Here is a 17,540-nt window from a genome sequence, read left to right as displayed (position 1 = left end):
ATAGCCTTTGCTGCGTTTTTGGACGCGTCCGGGTGTGGCGCGAAACGCTCCCCGATTTTCAAATACGCGAGGTTTGCGGGATCACCGCTGCCTCGCGCCGCTTCGATCGACGCCCGGCGGTTAGCCGATCGTCATCAAACTCGCATTGCCACCCGCTGCCGCCGTATTGACGGACAGCGAACGCTCGATCAACAAACGCTCGATGGCGATATTCGGTTCACCATGTGCCAGGCCTTGCACCGAAATGATCGGGCCGGGGCGCGTGGCCAGCTGTTCGCATACCGCGCGCAGTTGGTCGGAATCGCCATGGTGGAGAACCGCGTCGAAGCCGGTATCGCCGGCCGACCAGTCGGCCACCAGGCGGACGCGCGATTGTACTGCCTTGGGCAGGCGCGCAAACAGGGCCCGGGCCATGGGGCTTTCAACCCACACCGCCTGGCTGCCAGCCGCCAGTACCGCCGCCAGTTGCACAGCCAGGTCGGTCTCCTGCTGGGCCAGGCACAGCACGGCGGCGCGCGGCAGCAGCGTGTAGGTGTTGCGCTCGCCGGTGGGGCCGGGCAGCGTGACCGACAGGCCGGCCGCCGAGGCCGCGGCAAAGCGCTCGCACGCCGCCACCAGCCCGGGCAGCGCCGCGCTCTCGCGCTGCGCCCATTCCTTGAGCGTAGCCAGTGTCTCGGTCAGCGTGCGGCGCACCGGGCCGGTCTCGTCGGCGCCGCCGACGGTGTCGGAGGCGCGCACCACGCGGGCCACGGCGTCCTGCGGGCAGACCGACAACAGACGGTGCAGGTACAGCGGGCCGCCCGCCTTGGGGCCGGTGCCGGACAGGCCTTCGCCGCCGAAGGGCTGCACGCCCACCACCGCGCCCACGATATTGCGGTTGACGTAGAGGTTGCCCACTTCCGCGCGCTCGACGATGTGCTCGATGGTCTCGTCGATACGGGTGTGAATGCCCATGGTCAGGCCGTAGCCGGTGCCATTGATCTGCGCAAGCAGCGTGTCAAGGCCGGCTCGCGGGTAGCGCACCACATGCAGCACGGGGCCAAAGACTTCGCGCTGCAGTTCTTCGATGCTGTCGAGTTCGATCAGCGTTGGCGACACAAACGTGCCATTGCGGCAGGCCGCGCTGAGCGCGCCGTTCGGGTCGGCCTGGTGGACGCGGCGGCCCTTGGCGCGCATGGCGTCGATATGGCGCACGATGTTGCCGCGCGCCTCTTCGTCGATGACCGGGCCGACATCGGTGGACAAACGGTCCGGGTTGCCCATGGTGAGCTCATCCATCGCGCCCTTGAGCATTTCCAGCACGCGGTCGGCCACTTCTTCCTGCAGGCACAGCACGCGCAGCGCGGAACAGCGCTGGCCGGCCGAGTCGAAGGCGGAGTTGACCACATCGCCAACCACCTGCTCGGCCAGCGCGGAGGAGTCCACGATCATCGCGTTCTGGCCGCCGGTCTCGGCGATCAGCGGCACCGGGCGGCCAGCCGCGTCCAGCCGGCCGGCCACGCTGCGTTGCAGCAGGCGCGCCACTTCGGTGGAGCCGGTGAACATCACGCCCTTGACGCGAGCGTCGCCGACCAGCGCGGCGCCCACGGTTTCGCCCCGGCCCGGCAACAACTGCACGGCGCCAGCCGGCACCCCAGCCTCGCGCAGCAAGCGCACCGCCTGGGCGGCGATCAGCGGGGTCTGCTCGGCGGGCTTGGCCAGCACGGTGTTGCCGGCAGCCAGCGCGGCCGCGACCTGGCCGGTGAAGATGGCCAGCGGGAAATTCCACGGGCTGATGCAGACCACCGGCCCGAGCGGACGATGGGTGTCGCTGGAGAAGGTCTCACGCACTTGCGCGGCGTAATAGCGCAGAAAGTCCACGGCCTCGCGCACTTCGGCGATGGCATTGGAGAAGGTCTTGCCGGCCTCGCGCACGATGATGCCCATCAGGGACTGCATCTGCGCTTCCATCAGTTCCGCGGCGCGCTCCAGCGCGGCGGCGCGCACGTCGGCCGGGGTCGCCTGCCAGATCGGCGCGGCGTTGACGGCGGCCTGCAGCGCGGCTTCCACCTCGGCCATGCTGGCCTCGGTGACATGGCCGACCACGTCGCGCTGGTCGGACGGGTTGCGCACGGGTGCCGGCTGATTGGCGTCCTCGCCGGCAGCGGCTTCCGTGCCCAGCAGCGGCACGGCGCTGACCGCCTCGCTCGTGCTGGCCAGTAGCGCGGACGACAGCGAGGCCAGGCGATGCTCGTTGGACAGGTCGATGCCGGCAGAATTGGCGCGCGACTCGCCGTAAAGGGTGCGTGGCTGCGCAATGCGCGGATGCGGCAGGCCAAGCGCGCCCTCATCGGCGTGCATCTGCTCGACCACGGCCACCGGGTCGGCCACCAGTTCGTCCAGCGAGATGGTGTCGTCGGCGATGCGGTTGACGAAGGACGTGTTGGCGCCGTTTTCCAGCAGGCGGCGCACCAGGTAGGCCAGCAGCGTCTCATGCGTGCCGACCGGCGCGTAGATCCGGCACGGGCGGTTGAACTTGCCATCAGCCAGCGGGCCGACCACCTGGTCGTACAGCGGCTCGCCCATGCCGTGCAGGCACTGGAACTCATACTGGCCAGGGTAGTAGTTGTGACCGGCGATCTGATAGATGGCCGCCAGCGTGTGGGCGTTGTGGGTAGCGAACTGCGGGTAGATCACGTCCGGCACCGACAGCAGCTTGCGCGCGCAGGCCACGTAGGACACGTCGGTATAGACCTTGCGCGTGTAGACCGGATAGCCCTCCAGCCCGTCCACCTGGGCGCGCTTGATCTCGCTATCCCAGTACGCGCCCTTGACCAGGCGGATCATCAGGCGGTGGCGGCTGCGGCGAGCCAGGTCGATCAGGTAGTCGATCACGAACGGGCAGCGCTTCTGGTAGCCCTGCACCACGAAGCCGATGCCGTTCCAGCCGGCCAGCTCGGGCTCGAAGCACAGGCGCTCCAGCAGGTCGAGCGAGATTTCCAGGCGGTCGGCTTCCTCGGCGTCGATATTGATGCCGATGTCGTACTGCCGAGCCAGCAAGGTCAGCGACTTGAGGCGGCCGTACAGCTCGCCGATGACGCGCTCATGCTGCGCGCGGCTATAGCGCGGATGCAGCGCCGAGAGTTTGATCGAGATGCCGGGGCCTTCATAGATGCCGCGCCCGCGCGAAGCCTGGCCGATGGCATTGATGGCCTGCTCGTAGGAGGCCAGGTAGCGTTGCGCGTCGGCCTCGGTCATGGCCGCTTCGCCCAGCATGTCGTAGGAGTAGCGGAAGCCCTCGGCCTCGTACTTGCGCGCGTTGGCCAGCGCCTCGGAAATGGTCTCGCCGGTGACGAACTGCTCGCCCATCAGGCGCATCGCCATGTCCACGCCCTTGCGGATCAGCGGCTCGCCGCCCTTGCCGATGATGCGGGTCAGCGCCTTGGACAGGCCGGCTTCGGTATGCGTAGCCACCAGCTTGCCCGTAAACAGCAGGCCCCAGGTGGCGGCATTGACGAACACCGACGGGCTCTGGCCCAGGTGCGACTGCCAGTTGGCGCCGCTGATCTTGTCGCGGATCAGCGCGTCGCGGGTGGCCTTGTCGGGAATGCGCAGCAGCGCCTCGGCCAGGCACATCAGCGCCACGCCTTCCTGCGAGGACAACGAGAACTCCTGGATCAGGCCCTGCACCAGCCCTTCGCGGCCGGTGCCGACCTTGCGCTCACGCAATCGCGTGGCCAGGGTCCGGGCCATGGCAAGTGCGGCTTCGGCCTGCTGATGTGGCAGGCGAGCCTGCTCAAGCAGCACCGGCACGCACTCGGACTCCGGGCGGCGATAAGCGGCTGTGATGGCGGCGCGCAGCACCGATTGCGGCTGCACGCTCTGCGCAAACTCGAGGAAAGGCTGTATCGCGCCATCGCTAGCCGCGCCGTCAAAGGCGTCGGCGCCGTCCGCCGCACCCTCGCTCCCCGTACCGGCGGCGCTGGTCTCATGCGGGATGTTGCCCCGTTCGACTTGCTCCAGATACGTGAAGATCGCCTGCTTGATCAGCCAGTGCGGCGTGCGGTCGATCGACTGCGCAACGCGCTTGAGGCGCTCGCGGGAGGCGTCGTCGAGTTTGACGCCGAGGGTGGTGGTGGCCATGCGCTTGATTCTCCGTAAGATGCGGATGCCGGCTTCCTGACTGCGGGGAAACCGGCAGATTGGCGCGATCATACTCCCGGGCAAACCAAAGGTGCAACTAGGTATAACCACTCAGACACATCAGAAAAAGTGGTTGCACCGTACCTTGCGCTGCGCTGCCCCTGGCGCAACCGGACCCCACTCGGGTTCCGCTCGGGTTCCGCTCAGATACGCAAAGGATCGATCTCCAACTGCCAGCGCACGCCCTTGGCATCGCCCAGCGCCTCGCCGAAAGTTTGCACCCACTCGCTGATAAATCTTTGCAGTGCAATGCGCGAGGTACTTTCCACCAGCATTTGCGCGCGCTCCCGGTTAGCCACCCGCACCATCGACATCGGCACCGGGTCATGGAGTTGCACCTCCGGCGCCATCCGGCACGTATCGGCCCGATTCCGCGCGCTCTGGAGGAAGGCCAGCGCACGCTCCAGTTCGGCATGGTCGGCCGTGACGAGCACCTGGTAGGCAAACGGGGGCAACCCGGCCTGGCGGCGCTCGCGCAACTGGGTAGCCGCGAATCCATCATAGTCATGGCGTACCAATGCCTGCAATGCCGATGCATCGGGATAGCGGGTCTGGATCAGCACCTCGCCCGCCAGCCCTGCCCGCCCGGCCCGTCCGGCCACCTGCATCAGGGAGGCAAACAGATGCTCGGCCGCGCGAAAGTCGTGGCTGAACATGGCGGCGTCCGGATGGACGATGCCGACCAGGGTCACGCGCTGGAAGTCGTGTCCCTTGGCCACCATCTGCGTACCGACCAGGATGTCGACCTCGCCTGCGTGGACCTCATCGAACATGGCCTGCGCGCTGCCCTTGCGGCGCGTGGAGTCGGCATCGATGCGGGCGATGCGCGCTTGCGGGAAGCGTGCTGCCAAGGCCTCCTCGATGCGCTGGGTGCCTCGGCCAAGCGGTGCAACATCCACATTTCCACAATCCGGGCAATGGTGCGGCACCGGGGATTCCAGCCCGCAATGGTGGCAGCGCAGGCGGCGCTCCGGCCGGTGCAGCACCATATAGGCCGAGCAGCGCGGGCATCCGGAGAGCCAGCCGCAGCTATCGCAGGCCAGCACCGGGGCGTAGCCGCGCCGGTTCAGGAACAGCAGGCTCTGCTCGCCACGCTGCAGGCGGGCCTCGATGGCGTTGAGCAACGGCACCGACAGCCCTTCGTAGAGGGCACGCTGGCGCTGGCGTTCCTGGTTGATATCGATCAGCCGCACCGTGGGCAGCGTGGCATCGGTCTGGGCCCGCTCACGCAACACCAGCTTGCGGTAGGTGCCCTGCTCCGCACGCCACCAGGACTCCATGGACGGCGTGGCGGAGCCCAGCACCACAGCCGCGCCGAGCTGCTTGGCCCGCCATACGGCCAGGTCGCGCGCGGAGTAGCGCAGGCCTTCCTGCTGCTTGTAGGATGTGTCGTGCTCCTCGTCGACCACGATCAGCGCCAGGTGTGGCAGCGAGGCCAGCACGGCCAGCCGCGTGCCCAGCACGATGCGGGCCTCGCCGCGATGCGCGGCCAGCCATTGCAGCGTGCGCTCCTGGTCGGCCAGGCCGCTATGCAGCACCGCCAGCGGCAGATGGGGAAAGCGCGAGGCAATGCGGCCCTGCAGTTGCGGCGTGAGGTTGATTTCAGGCACCAGCATCAGCACCTGCGCCTGCGCATCGCGCGCCAGCACGTCGGCCATGGCGTGCAGGTAGACTTCGGTCTTGCCGCTGCCGGTGACGCCGTGGAGCAGGAACGGCGCGAATCCCTTGGCCTGCGCGATGGCTTCCACGGCCACGCGCTGCTCCTCGTGCAGTGGCGGCGCGGTCGACGGCTCGGCAGCCGAGGGCGCGCCCAGCAAGGGCTGGTCGGCCCGCCCGGAGATCACCCAGCCGGCCTCGGTCCACTCCGCCAGGCGCGAGGGCGCCGCGCTGCATAGCACGCGCGCCTCGGCGGCGGATACCGCCCGCCCTTCCCCGGCGGCTGCCACCAGCGCTTGAGCCAGCGCCAGCACGGTGCGGGCGCGCGGCGGCACCGCCGCCAACAGCGCCTCGCCCTGCCCCGGGGCCGCGCGGTAGTGTTCGCTGCGGGCACGCAGTGCCAGCCGCGCCCAGCCGTCGGCCTCGCGCAGGGCCGGAGGTAGCGCGGGCAGCATGACTTCGCCAAGGCAGCGGTGGTAATAGCGAGCGGCAAAGCCCGCCAGCGCAATCCAGTGGGCGCCAAGCGGTGGCAGCCAGTCCAGGCGCTGCGCGACAGAACGCAGCTTGTCCGCAGGTACATCGGAGTGCGTACAACGCGATATCGCCACGCCGACCAGCGTACGGCGGCCGAACGGCACCGTGACCAGTTCGCCGGGCAGGACTTCCGGGCCAGCAAGGTAATCGAAGACATCGTCAGCCGGCGTATCAAGTGCCACCCGCACGACGGCAAGCGGTGCGCCGTCGGTGAGCTCCGCGGCCGGCCCGGCTTGCCCGGGGATCGCCGGTAACATCACACTGTGCCTCCCAGGCCGATCGCCCAGCGCAGCGGTGGGTACGGTCCAGATTGGGGCAAGCAAGCCCAATGCATGTGCAGACCGAGGCTGAGCCGCTTTCCAGACAAATTCAGTGTGCGGCGCAACATCAACTTAAAGTAACGCTTCAAATGTGCCCCTAAGTCGATGATAGATGGCTGGTTTTACCGGCCCCGGGCAGCGCCTGTGGATAACTTTGTTGAAAACTCGTCCGGCGTTCCCGGCAAGCCCCGTAAAACAAGGCTCCCACGGGCATTCCAGCCTGTGCGTGGCCAGATGCAATGCCTTGTAAATCAAGGACTTGGCGACATCCCTCAGATGAGTTAGGGACTAACCCGCTCTTGCACTGCGGAAAACCCATTGATGTGCATAAGTCAAGCCTTGACAAGCGTGAACCGGCACCGAAAGGGCGAAATATTGCAAAATAGTTTACTTGACAGCGCTTCGGGCAAGCCTCCCCCGGCACCCGCCCGTCCGGGTGCGGCGTGCGAGACCGGCTCGCTGCGCCGCACAGGCGGTACCCCCCGGTGGGAGGGAAGACGTGCACCAGCTGTCACCTTGCCGCGGTGCGCAGCTGCCGGCTGTAGCGATGCACCTCGTCCACCAGCACCGTCACATTCTCGGGCGGGGTGAACTGGGAAATGCCGTGGCCGAGGTTGAAGACGTGTCCGTCGCTGCCGCCGCCGGCGGCATAACTGTCGAGCACGCCGCGCACCTGTTCGCGAATCGCGGCTTCCGGCGCAAACAGCACATTGGGGTCGATATTGCCCTGCAGCGCCACCTTGCCGCCGGTGCGGCGGCGCGCCTGCGTCAAGTTGACCGTCCAGTCCAGACCGAGCGCATCGGCACCGATCTCGGTGAGCGCCTCCAGCCACAATCCGCCGCCCTTGGTAAACACGATGGCTGGCACCTGCTCGCCGTTATGCTCGCGCTTCAGTCCGGCCAGCACCTTGCGCATATAGGCCAGGGAGAACGTCTGGTACATGCCGTCGGCCAGCGTGCCGCCCCAGGTGTCGAACAGCATCACGGCTTGTGCACCTGCCTCGATCTGTGCATTCAGGTAGGCCGACACGGCCTGCGCGTTGATCTCCAGGATGCGGTGCATCAGGTCGGGGCGGCTGTACATCATGGCCTTGACCGTGCGGAAATCGGAAGAGCCGGCGCCCTCGACCATGTAGCAGGCCAGCGTCCAGGGGCTGCCCGAGAAGCCGATCAGCGGCACGCGCTGGCGGCCGTCCTGCACCAGCGCGCGGCGGATCTCGCTGACCGCGTCGAACACGTAAGACAGCGAGGCCATGTCCGGCACCGCCAGCTTCTTGACGTCGCCTTCGGTGCGCAGCGGGTGGGCAAAGCGCGGACCCTCGCCTTGCGCAAACGACAGCCCGAGGCCCATGGCATCGGGCACGGTCAGGATGTCGGAGAAGAGAATGGCCGCGTCGAGCGGATAGCGCTCGAGGGGCTGCAGGGTAACTTCCGTGGCATAGGCCGGGTTCTTGGCCAGGCCGAGGAAGCTGCCGGCGCGAGCGCGCGTGGCGTTGTATTCGGGCAGGTAACGCCCCGCCTGACGCATCAGCCACAGCGGGGTGTACTCGGTCGGTTGCCGGCGCAGCGCGCGCAGGAAGGTATCGTTCTGCAATGCGGTCATGGTCATCCTCGTAAGACCACCATTTTACGGGATGGCCGGCCCCTGCCGGCAGCTTAGATATCCTCCGCCAGTTCCTTGAAGGCCTGCGCGGCGCGGCGCATCCATTCGCGCGCGCGCGGGACATCGGGCTGCAGCCGTGCAAAGCCGTGCGTCATCCCGCTTGCCTCCAGCGTGATCACCGGCGCGCCGTAGCGCACCAGGTAGTCCGCGTAGGCCAGGCCGTCGTCGCGCAGCACGTCGTGTGCGGCAACAATCACCACGCTGGCCGGGGGCAGGTGCTGTGGCGCGGCGCCCATCAGGTGGATGCGCGTGTCTTCGATGGCGGCGCCGGCGGCAAGGCGCTCGGCGCCGATGAATGCCGTCCAGAACCAGGCCATTTCGTCGCGGGTGAGGCCGGGGCCATCCGCAAAGGCGCGATAGCTTTCGCTGGCCAGCACCGGCGCGGCCACGGGATAGATCAGCAACTGGGCGTTGACCAGGCCGGGGCGCCCGTGCGCATTGGCCCAGCGCGCGGCCTGCGCGGCCAGGTGCCCGCCCGCGCTGTCGCCCGCCACGGCCAGGAAGCCCGCATCCAGGCGCAAGCGGTCGCGTTGCTCGGCGAACCACAGCACCGCCTGCAGCGCGTCGTCGCACGGCGCGGGGAACGGATGCTCGGGCGCCAGCCGGTAGTCCACGCTGGCCACCGCGCAGCCGGTGTCGGCGGCAAGCAGCGCTGCCACGCTGTGATGCGTGTCCTGCGAACCCACCACCCAGCCGCCGCCATGGAAATAGACAATCAGGCGCGGCTCGGCCACGCCTTCCGGGCGGAACAATCGCACCGCCAGCGTGCGCCCGGGTAGCACCAGCTCCATGTCGGTGGACGTGATGCCTTCCGGGTCGGGCACGACCGAGGTCGCCGCAATCTCGGCGAAGCGCGCGCGGCGGCCGGCGGCACCCGCCGGCTCGGGCTGCCCGGCGTAGCGTTCGGAGAGCCGGCGGTAATAGTCGAGAAGCTGGGGATCGATGGCCATGGCTGCTTGGGACTGGATTTAGGGCGGGATTGAGGACGAGATTCGGGGCTGGCGTGACTAGTTTAGCGGGATCAGGCGGCCTGGCGCATCAGCTCGATCTTGCTGCAGCGGTCCTGCACCGCCAGCAATCCGGTGGCGGTGGCCCGGGCAAAAGCCTCATCATTGACGATGCCGAGCTGCAGCCAGACGCCGCGGGCGCCGATCGCGATGGCATCCTCGAGCACCGGCGGCACATCGGCGGCACGGCGGAAGATATCGACCCAATCAATGCGCAGCCCGGACTTGGCCAAGTCCGCAGCGGCATCGGCCAGGCTGGCGTAGCAGGTCTCGCCCAGGATGCGCTCGCCCGCGTGGCGCGGATTGACGGGGACAATGCGATAGCCATGGCGCTGCAAGTACGCGGCTACTTCATGGCTGGGCCTGTCCGGGTGCCCGGACAGGCCGGCCACGGCAACCGTCTTCATTGCCAGCATGCCGCGCATGGCTGTCTGCATCTCGCTCACGTCGATTCCTTCTCGTTGGGTTCGGGGGACTTGTCGCGGCCGGTACCGGCCGGGCGGGCACAACTTCCCAGCCGCGCGAACGGCACCGCCACCTGGTAAGCACCCTGCGCAAATGGGCCAACCGCGTAGGGGGCATAGTGCAACACCACGCCACCGCGGTACAGGGTAAACGGGACGCGCGATTCCTGCAGCGCTTGTGCGTCAAGCACGCCACGCGCAGGCTCGGCTGCGCCCTGCCGCTTCAGTGCGGCTTGTAGCTCGTCGTTGAGTTTTTGCAGGCAGGCCTCGCCCGGCTGCAGGAGATCGGCTAGCCCGACCCGGCGATAGACCAGCTGGACATTTGGCGCGGATGCCATTGCACCCGCCGGCCCGTAACGCCGCCACGTGCCACTCATGAAGTCGAGGCTGCCATGCGCGCCACCGCTGTAGCGCCAGGTGGTGCGCAGCAGGCTGACGTTGCCGGCATCCAGCCGCATTACCTCGATCGCGCTGCGGCACTCCTGTTCGCCCCGGCCGCAACTGCTGGCGCGTAGTGACGTAATCAGGGCATCCACGCGCGGGCGGCCGGTTTCGGGATAGCGTTCGGTAAGACGCGCGCCAGCCACATTCACAGTGCGCTCGCGATAGACCGCCTTGCGCGTGAGCGTCAATGCCTGGCGGCGAGTACCGTCGGTATTCATCCATTCCCCACTGACACTCAACCCATCGGAGGAGACGGTGCCCTCGAAACGTGCACCATCGCGGGCTTCGGGATACTCAACAGGCGCCTGTCCGGCGGCGCGCTCGCGCACGCTCAGCCGTCCGTCGGATGTCAATTGGCCATCGAGTTGACGCGGCGCGGCGGCAAGCATTGAATCGTAACGGGCCGTGCCGTCGATCCCGTCAGTGCCCGCGCGAGGAAATATCGTCAGCGATACCTGTACGCGGCCGTCGAGCTCGCCTTGCCAGAGCGCACCGGCGGGGGCTTGCGGCTCGGCCGCGCCAGCCTGGCCAGCCGCCATGAAAGACGCAGCCAGCAATGCCGCCAGCCTATGCTGGACAACGCCTCTCGCCATATCCGCAGGGGCCTGGGCAAAGCGGTAAAACGGGGAAAAGAGGAAGGAAAGCGGCATGGCAGTGGATGGCCGGACCGCAAGGCGGATGGCAGGATCAGCGAAAGCTATCGGACCCGCGCCGCGTGGTGATGTTCCCGCCGCCTGACGACAAGTGCGGTGAAACGTGGCGTAACATGCCTGTTTAGACGCTTATTTGGTTACCGCGCTTTCAACTTCTTGCAAACCGATACATTTTGTTACTGCCATCCCCAAAAGTTTCCCCCACAATGCTTCAACACAATCAGTTTTTTGTGAAAGGCGTTACCTCCCCCAAACAGAAAGGGAGGACGTCATGGAAGAAAGCCTAAGGAAGCATTCCCACCCAGATTGACCGGATCGCAGGCGATGCCTGTGATCGGTGTACCAGGTTGAGATGATGTTGGCGCTTGCCGGTTCCGGCTGGTTAAATCGTCTGAATGCGATCAATACCGCCTGACCGAGTGCTGGACCACAAGAATGTGGTTAGCGCCTGTTGGTTGACCTGGACCTTACCCGTTCCTTCGAATTGACCCCTCGAAGGGATTTTCCCGTCCGCGCGGAGCCTCCCCGGCCCGCGCGCTTTTTTTTGTCCTGAGCCGACAGAATAGTCGCTGGCATAAAAAAAAGGCAGCCTCGCAGCTGCCTTTTTTTTCGCCGCCGCCAAAAAAACAACAGCTGCGGCGGCCCTGCTTTTCTTACCGTTTCCGGCGCAGGCGCGCGATGGCAGCCAGCTGTGCTGCTGCCACGGCAAGCTCGCTCTGGGCACGTGCCAGGTCGAGATCGCTGCTCTGGTTCTGCATCAGCTCCTCGGCGGCGCGCTTGGCTTCCTGCGCCTTGGCTTCGTCGAGATCGCTGCCGCGGATAGCGGTGTCTGCCAGCACGGTGACGTGCTTGGGCTGGACTTCGAGAATCCCGCCGGCCACGAACACGAACTCTTCGCTGCCGTCTTCCTTCTCGATGCGCACCGCGCCCGGCTGGATACGCGTAATCAGCGGCGTATGGCCCGGCAGGATACCCAACTCGCCCGACTCGCCCGGCAGTGCCACGAACTTCGCCTGACCGGAGAAGATCGACGATTCGGCGCTGACGACGTCTACAAGAATGGTTGCCATGTGAATTCCTTTAGTCCCTGAAAGCTTCGGCTTCCCGTTGCCAGGAAGCAAGTATTCCGCCGCCAGGCTAAGCGCGGCCGCCCCGGACGTTGCTGTCCGTGGCGGCCGCCACTACGGCGCTGGCAGCGAAAGACGCCGCTTACTGGAGCTTCTTGGCCTTCTCGAAGGCTTCGTCGATCGAGCCGACCATGTAGAACGCTTGCTCCGGCAGGTGATCGCACTCGCCGTCCACCAGCATCTTGAAGCCGCGGATGGTTTCCTTCAGCGTGACGTACTTGCCCGGCGAACCCGTGAACACTTCCGCAACGTGGAAGGGCTGCGACAGGAAACGCTGGATCTTACGAGCGCGCGACACCGACTGCTTGTCTTCCGGCGACAGTTCGTCCATGCCCAGAATCGCGATAATGTCGCGCAGTTCCTTGTAGCGTTGCAGCGTTTGCTGCACGCGACGGGCCACGTCGTAGTGCTCTTGACCCACGACTTGCGGGTCCAGCTGACGCGAGGTCGAGTCGAGCGGATCGACTGCCGGGTAGATACCCAGCGCGGCGATGTCACGCGACAGCACGACGGTCGAGTCCAAGTGCAGGAAGGTGGTAGCAGGCGACGGGTCGGTCAAGTCATCCGCAGGCACGTACACGGCCTGGATCGACGTGATCGAGCCAGTCTTGGTCGAGGTGATGCGCTCTTGCAGCTTGCCCATTTCCTCGGCCAGCGTCGGCTGGTAACCCACTGCGGAAGGCATACGGCCCAGCAGTGCGGACACTTCGGTACCGGCCAGCGTGTAGCGGTAGATGTTGTCGACGAAGAACAGGATGTCACGGCCTTCGTCGCGGAACTTCTCGGCCATGGTCAGGCCGGACAGTGCCACGCGCAGACGGTTGCCCGGCGGCTCGTTCATCTGGCCGAACACCATGGCCACCTTGTCGAGAACGTTCGAGTCCTTCATTTCGTGGTAGAAGTCGTTCCCTTCACGGGTACGCTCGCCCACGCCGGCGAACACCGACAAACCGCTGTGCTGCTTGGCGATGTTGTTGATGAGCTCCATCATGTTCACGGTCTTGCCGACGCCGGCGCCACCGAACAGACCCACCTTGCCGCCCTTTGCGAACGGGCACACCAGGTCGATCACCTTGATGCCGGTTTCGAGCAGGTCAACCGAAGGCGACAGTTCGTCGAACTTCGGGGCCTTCTGGTGGATCGCGCGCAGCTCGTCCGAAGCGATCGGGCCGGCTTCGTCGATGGGACGACCCAGCACGTCCATGATGCGGCCCAGCGTGCCGTGGCCGACGGGCACCGAGATCGGGGCGCCAGTGCCCTTCACTGCCATGCCGCGGCGCAGGCCGTCCGACGAGCCGAGGGCAATGGTACGCACCACGCCGTCACCCAGCTGTTGCTGCACTTCGAAGGTCAGGCCCTTCTCGGCGAACGAGGCTTCGTTGCTGTCTTCCAGCACGAGCGCTTCGTAGACCTTAGGCAGCGCGTCGCGGGGGAACTCGATGTCCACCACGGCGCCAATACACTGCACAATATTTCCGATACTCATTTCGTATCTCCGATAGCTTGAATACTTGACGCCTTAGACGGCTGCGGCACCGCTGACGATTTCCGACAGTTCCTTGGTAATCGCTGCCTGACGGGTCTTGTTGTAGACCAGTTGCAGTTCGCCGATCACGTTCTTGGCATTGTCGGATGCCGCCTTCATGGCCACCATGCGCGCCGATTGCTCGGACGCCATGTTTTCGGCCACGGCCTGGTACACCAGCGCTTCGACATAGCGGACCAACAATTCTTCCACTACGGTCTGTGCGTCGGGCTCGTAGATGTAATCCCACGAGTAGGCGCGCTTTTCATCTTCGGTCTGGGCAAACTTGTCGGCGGGGAGCGGCAGCAGCTGCTCCACCATCGGCTCCTGCTTCATCGTATTGATGAACTTGGTGTAAGCCAGGTACACAGCATCGATTTCACCATTGGTGAAGGCGTCGAGCTGGACCTTGATGGCACCGATCAGTTTTTCCAGATGCGGGGTGTCACCGAGGTGCACCACGTGCGAGAGCACCTTGGCGCCGATGCGGCCCATGAACTGCAAGCCCTTGGAACCAATGGCGGTGCTCTGCACCTCCACGCCGCGGCTTTGCAGCTCACGCAGCTCATTGGTTACCGCACGCAGCACGTTCGTGTTCATGCCGCCGCACAGCCCCTTGTCCGTCGTCACCACGATCATGCCGGCGCGCTTGATGTCGCGTGCCACCATGAAGGGGTGCTTGAACTCGGGGTTGGCTGCAGCCAGGTGCGCCGCGATATTGCGCACTTTCTCGGCATAGGGACGGGCGTTGCGCATCCGTTCCTGCGCCTTGCGCATCTTGGACGCGGCGACCATCTCCATCGCCTTGGTGATCTTGCGCGTGTTTTGCACGCTCTTGATCTTGGTTCGAATTTCTTTCGTTCCGGCCATATCTTCCTCTCCATTCGTGCCGCACCGGCACCGTCATGGCAACGGTGCCGGCGCAGTTTCGTGGAATTGCGCGGTTAGAACGCGGCGGACTTCTTGAAATCCTCGATCGCGGCACGCAGGGTGGCTTCGTCTTCCTTCGACAGATCCTTGGAATCTTCGATGCGGGTGACGAGGTCGGCGTACTTGGTCTTCAGATGGTCGTGCAGGCCCTTCTCGAACGGGAGAATGTCCTTCACTTCCACGTTGTCGAGGAAGCCGTTGTTGGCTGCGTACAGCGACGCGGCCAGCTGCCACACCTGCAGCGGCAGGTATTGAGCCTGCTTGAGCAGTTCCGTCACGCGGCGGCCGCGCTCCAGCTGCTTGCGGGTGGCATCGTCCAGGTCGGAAGCGAACTGCGCGAACGCAGCCAGTTCACGGTACTGGGCCAGGTCGGTACGGATACCGCCGGACAGCTTCTTGACGACCTTGGTCTGGGCGGCACCACCAACGCGCGACACCGAGATACCGGCGTTGATTGCGGGGCGCACACCTGCGTTGAACAGGTCGGTTTCCAGGAAGATCTGGCCGTCGGTGATCGAGATCACGTTGGTCGGCACGAAAGCGGACACGTCGCCAGCTTGCGTTTCGATCACGGGCAGCGCGGTCAGCGAGCCGGTCTTGCCGGTCACTGCGCCCTTGGTGAACTTCTCGACGTAGTCGGCGTTCACGCGGGCTGCGCGCTCGAGCAGACGCGAGTGCAGGTAGAACACGTCGCCGGGGTAAGCTTCGCGGCCCGGCGGGCGGCGCAGCAGCAGCGACACCTGGCGGTAGGCCCAGGCTTGCTTGGTCAGGTCGTCATAAACGATCAGCGCGTCTTCGCCGCGGTCGCGGAAGTACTCGCCCATCGTGCAACCAGCGTAGGCAGCCAGGTACTGCATGGCGGCGGAGTCCGATGCCGTAGCAGCAACGACGATGGTGTACTCCATCGCGCCCAGTTCTTCGAGCTTGCGCACCACGTTGTTCACGGTCGAAGCCTTCTGACCGATTGCCACGTAGACGCAGAAAACGCCCTTGCCCTTCTGGTTGATGATCGCGTCGACAGCAACGGCGGTCTTGCCGGTCTGGCGGTCGCCAATGATCAGCTCGCGCTGGCCACGGCCGATCGGCACCATCGCGTCGATCGACTTCAGGCCGGTCTGCACCGGCTGGCTGACCGACTGACGTGCGATCACGCCAGGGGCAACCTTTTCGATCACGTCGGTTTCTTTGGCGTTGATCGGGCCTTTGCCATCGATCGGCTGACCCAGCGTGTTGACCACGCGGCCCAGCAGTTCCTTGCCAACCGGCACTTCCAGAATGCGGCCGGTGCACTTGACCGGGTCGCCTTCGGAAATGTGTTCGTACTCGCCCAGCACCACGGCGCCGACAGAGTCGCGCTCGAGGTTCAGTGCCAGACCGAACGTGTTACCGGGGAATTCCAGCATCTCGCCCTGCATCACGCCAGACAGGCCGTGCACGCGGCAGATACCATCGGTCACGGAAATCACCGTGCCGGTGTTGCGCACTTCAGCGTCGGCGCCAAGACCCGAGATGCGGGACTTGATCAGCTCGCTGATTTCTGAGGGGTTCAGTTGCATCACAATGCTCCTAATTCTTCAATCCGTCGGCTGGTGCGCTTCTCGCGCATCATGCGGTCAGCGCCACTTGCATTGCTGCCAGGCGCGCACGCACGGAGGTGTCGAGCACTTCGTCGCCGACCTTGACGCGCACGCCGCCAATCAGCGACGGGTCCACCGCAACCGAGGGCTGCAGCTTGCGGCCGAACTTGCGTTCGAGCGCGGCGACGAGGTCGGTCAGGCTTGCGCCCTCAAGGGGGAAGGCACTCGTGATCTCGACATCAGCCGACCCTTCACGGTCGTTCTTGAGCGCATGGAACTGCTCGGCGATTTCCGGCAATACCGACAGGCGGTGGTTATCCACCAGCAGGCTGACGAAGCGCTTGGCTTCGTCGTTGACCGGAGACTTCAGGGCCGACAGGAACAGTGCGCTCAGCTTGTCGCCGTGCACGTTCGGATCGCCAGCCACCGCCTTCATGTCGGGATTGGCGGCAACTTGCCCCATTTCCGACACCAGCTCGGACCATGCATCCAGATTGCCGCTCGATTCGGTCGCGACGCGGAACAGCGCCTCGGCGTAGGGACGGGCAATGGTTGCGGTTTCAGCCATGATTAGAGCTCAGCCTTGAGTTGATTGAGCAGATCCGCGTGGACCTGCGCGTTCACTTCGCGCTTGAGGATCTGCTCGGCACCCTTGACGGCCAGCACGGCGACCTGGTCGCGCAATTGCTCGCGCGCGCGGGTAACTTGCTGTTCGGCTTCGGCCTTGGCCTGGGCAATGATGCGTGCGGCTTCTGCCTGGGCGTTTTGCTTGATCTCGTCAGCGGTCAGCTGAGCGCGCTTCTCGGCGTCAGCGACGCGTTGAGCGCCTTCGGTGCGGGCTTCGGCCAGGGCCTGGTCCACACGCTTGTTGGCGAGTTCGAGCTCAGCCTTGCCTTTTTCGGCGGCGGCGAGGCCATCGGCGATCTTCTTTGCGCGTTCGTCGAGCGCCTTCACCAGCGGCGGCCAAATGAATTTGGCAACTACCCACCACAGGATGAAGAACACGACCATCTGCGCAAAAAACGTTGCGTTCAGATTCATGGTGTGTTCCTTTCGGTAATCAAACTACAGATAAATGCGCAAGGGCGGCCAGGCTAAGTGGCCCGCGCCGCCCGTCAGCATCATGCAGACCGAAAAGAATTACTTGATGACAGCCAGCAGCGGGTTGGCGAATGCGAACAGCATTGCAACGCCCACGCCGATCAGGAATGCCGCGTCGATCAGGCCAGCCAGCAGGAACATCTTGGTTTGCAGCGGATTCATCAGTTCAGGCTGACGTGCGCACGCTTCGATGTACTTGCCACCCATCAGGGCGATACCCAGGCAGGCGCCGATTGCGCCCAGACCGATGATGATGCCGATACCGATGGCGGTCAGACCCTGGATGTTGGCGAGATATGCTTGCATGACTACTCCTTTAATTGAGAAGAGACTTAGAACCAAAAAACCGAAAAACCG

Annotated in this window: 13 protein-coding genes; all 13 read right to left on the bottom strand. The window is 65.3% G+C overall.

Annotated elements, in window-relative coordinates:
• Positions 1-120: 120 nt before the first annotated feature.
• Complete coding sequence (gene putA / locus AC1RWI_RS15200) at positions 121-4,122, bottom strand: trifunctional transcriptional regulator/proline dehydrogenase/L-glutamate gamma-semialdehyde dehydrogenase (RefSeq protein ID WP_492867248.1); 4,002 nt, start codon at positions 4,120-4,122, stop codon at positions 121-123.
• A 203-nt stretch (positions 4,123-4,325) separates the two neighbouring features.
• Positions 4,326-6,629, bottom strand: coding sequence for a primosomal protein N' (locus AC1RWI_RS15195; protein WP_492867246.1), 2,304 nt, complete (start codon positions 6,627-6,629; stop codon positions 4,326-4,328).
• Positions 6,630-7,203: 574 nt separating this feature from the next.
• Positions 7,204-8,301: a uroporphyrinogen decarboxylase gene (gene hemE / locus AC1RWI_RS15190; protein ID WP_043350749.1), complete on the bottom strand. Its 1,098-nt coding sequence runs from the start codon at positions 8,299-8,301 to the stop codon at positions 7,204-7,206.
• A 47-nt stretch (positions 8,302-8,348) separates the two neighbouring features.
• Positions 8,349-9,305, bottom strand: coding sequence for an alpha/beta hydrolase (locus AC1RWI_RS15185; protein ID WP_492867244.1), 957 nt, complete (start codon positions 9,303-9,305; stop codon positions 8,349-8,351).
• A 71-nt stretch (positions 9,306-9,376) separates the two neighbouring features.
• Positions 9,377-9,799 (bottom strand): CoA-binding protein, encoded by a 423-nt coding sequence (locus AC1RWI_RS15180; protein ID WP_043352464.1) that lies wholly within the window; start codon positions 9,797-9,799, stop codon positions 9,377-9,379.
• A 5-nt stretch (positions 9,800-9,804) separates the two neighbouring features.
• Entirely contained in the window at positions 9,805-10,809 is a 1,005-nt protein-coding gene (locus tag AC1RWI_RS15175; RefSeq protein ID WP_492867242.1) for an RsiV family protein, read from the bottom strand.
• Between the two features lie 767 nt (positions 10,810-11,576).
• Positions 11,577-11,993 (bottom strand): F0F1 ATP synthase subunit epsilon, encoded by a 417-nt coding sequence (locus AC1RWI_RS15170; RefSeq protein ID WP_043350759.1) that lies wholly within the window; start codon positions 11,991-11,993, stop codon positions 11,577-11,579.
• 139 nt (positions 11,994-12,132) lie between these two features.
• Positions 12,133-13,536, bottom strand: coding sequence for a F0F1 ATP synthase subunit beta (gene atpD, locus AC1RWI_RS15165; RefSeq protein WP_043350761.1), 1,404 nt, complete (start codon positions 13,534-13,536; stop codon positions 12,133-12,135).
• A gap of 33 nt (positions 13,537-13,569) precedes the next feature.
• Positions 13,570-14,445 (bottom strand): F0F1 ATP synthase subunit gamma, encoded by an 876-nt coding sequence (gene atpG, locus AC1RWI_RS15160; RefSeq protein WP_043350766.1) that lies wholly within the window; start codon positions 14,443-14,445, stop codon positions 13,570-13,572.
• Positions 14,446-14,519: 74 nt separating this feature from the next.
• Positions 14,520-16,061 carry a F0F1 ATP synthase subunit alpha gene (gene atpA, locus AC1RWI_RS15155; RefSeq protein WP_043350770.1) on the bottom strand — a complete coding sequence of 514 codons (1,542 nt, stop codon included), beginning with the start codon at positions 16,059-16,061 and terminating at the stop codon, positions 14,520-14,522.
• Positions 16,062-16,110: 49 nt separating this feature from the next.
• Positions 16,111-16,650: a F0F1 ATP synthase subunit delta gene (locus tag AC1RWI_RS15150; protein ID WP_006157248.1), complete on the bottom strand. Its 540-nt coding sequence runs from the start codon at positions 16,648-16,650 to the stop codon at positions 16,111-16,113.
• 2 nt (positions 16,651-16,652) lie between these two features.
• Positions 16,653-17,123, bottom strand: a complete 471-nt coding sequence (locus tag AC1RWI_RS15145) for a F0F1 ATP synthase subunit B (protein WP_043350775.1) — start codon at positions 17,121-17,123, stop codon at positions 16,653-16,655.
• 99 nt (positions 17,124-17,222) lie between these two features.
• Positions 17,223-17,489: a F0F1 ATP synthase subunit C gene (atpE, locus tag AC1RWI_RS15140; RefSeq protein ID WP_006157246.1), complete on the bottom strand. Its 267-nt coding sequence runs from the start codon at positions 17,487-17,489 to the stop codon at positions 17,223-17,225.
• Positions 17,490-17,540: the final 51 nt, after the last annotated feature.

This window comes from Cupriavidus sp. MPR-AND1C, from assembly GCF_058809705.1.
This window is presented reverse-complemented; position numbering and strand designations above follow the sequence as displayed.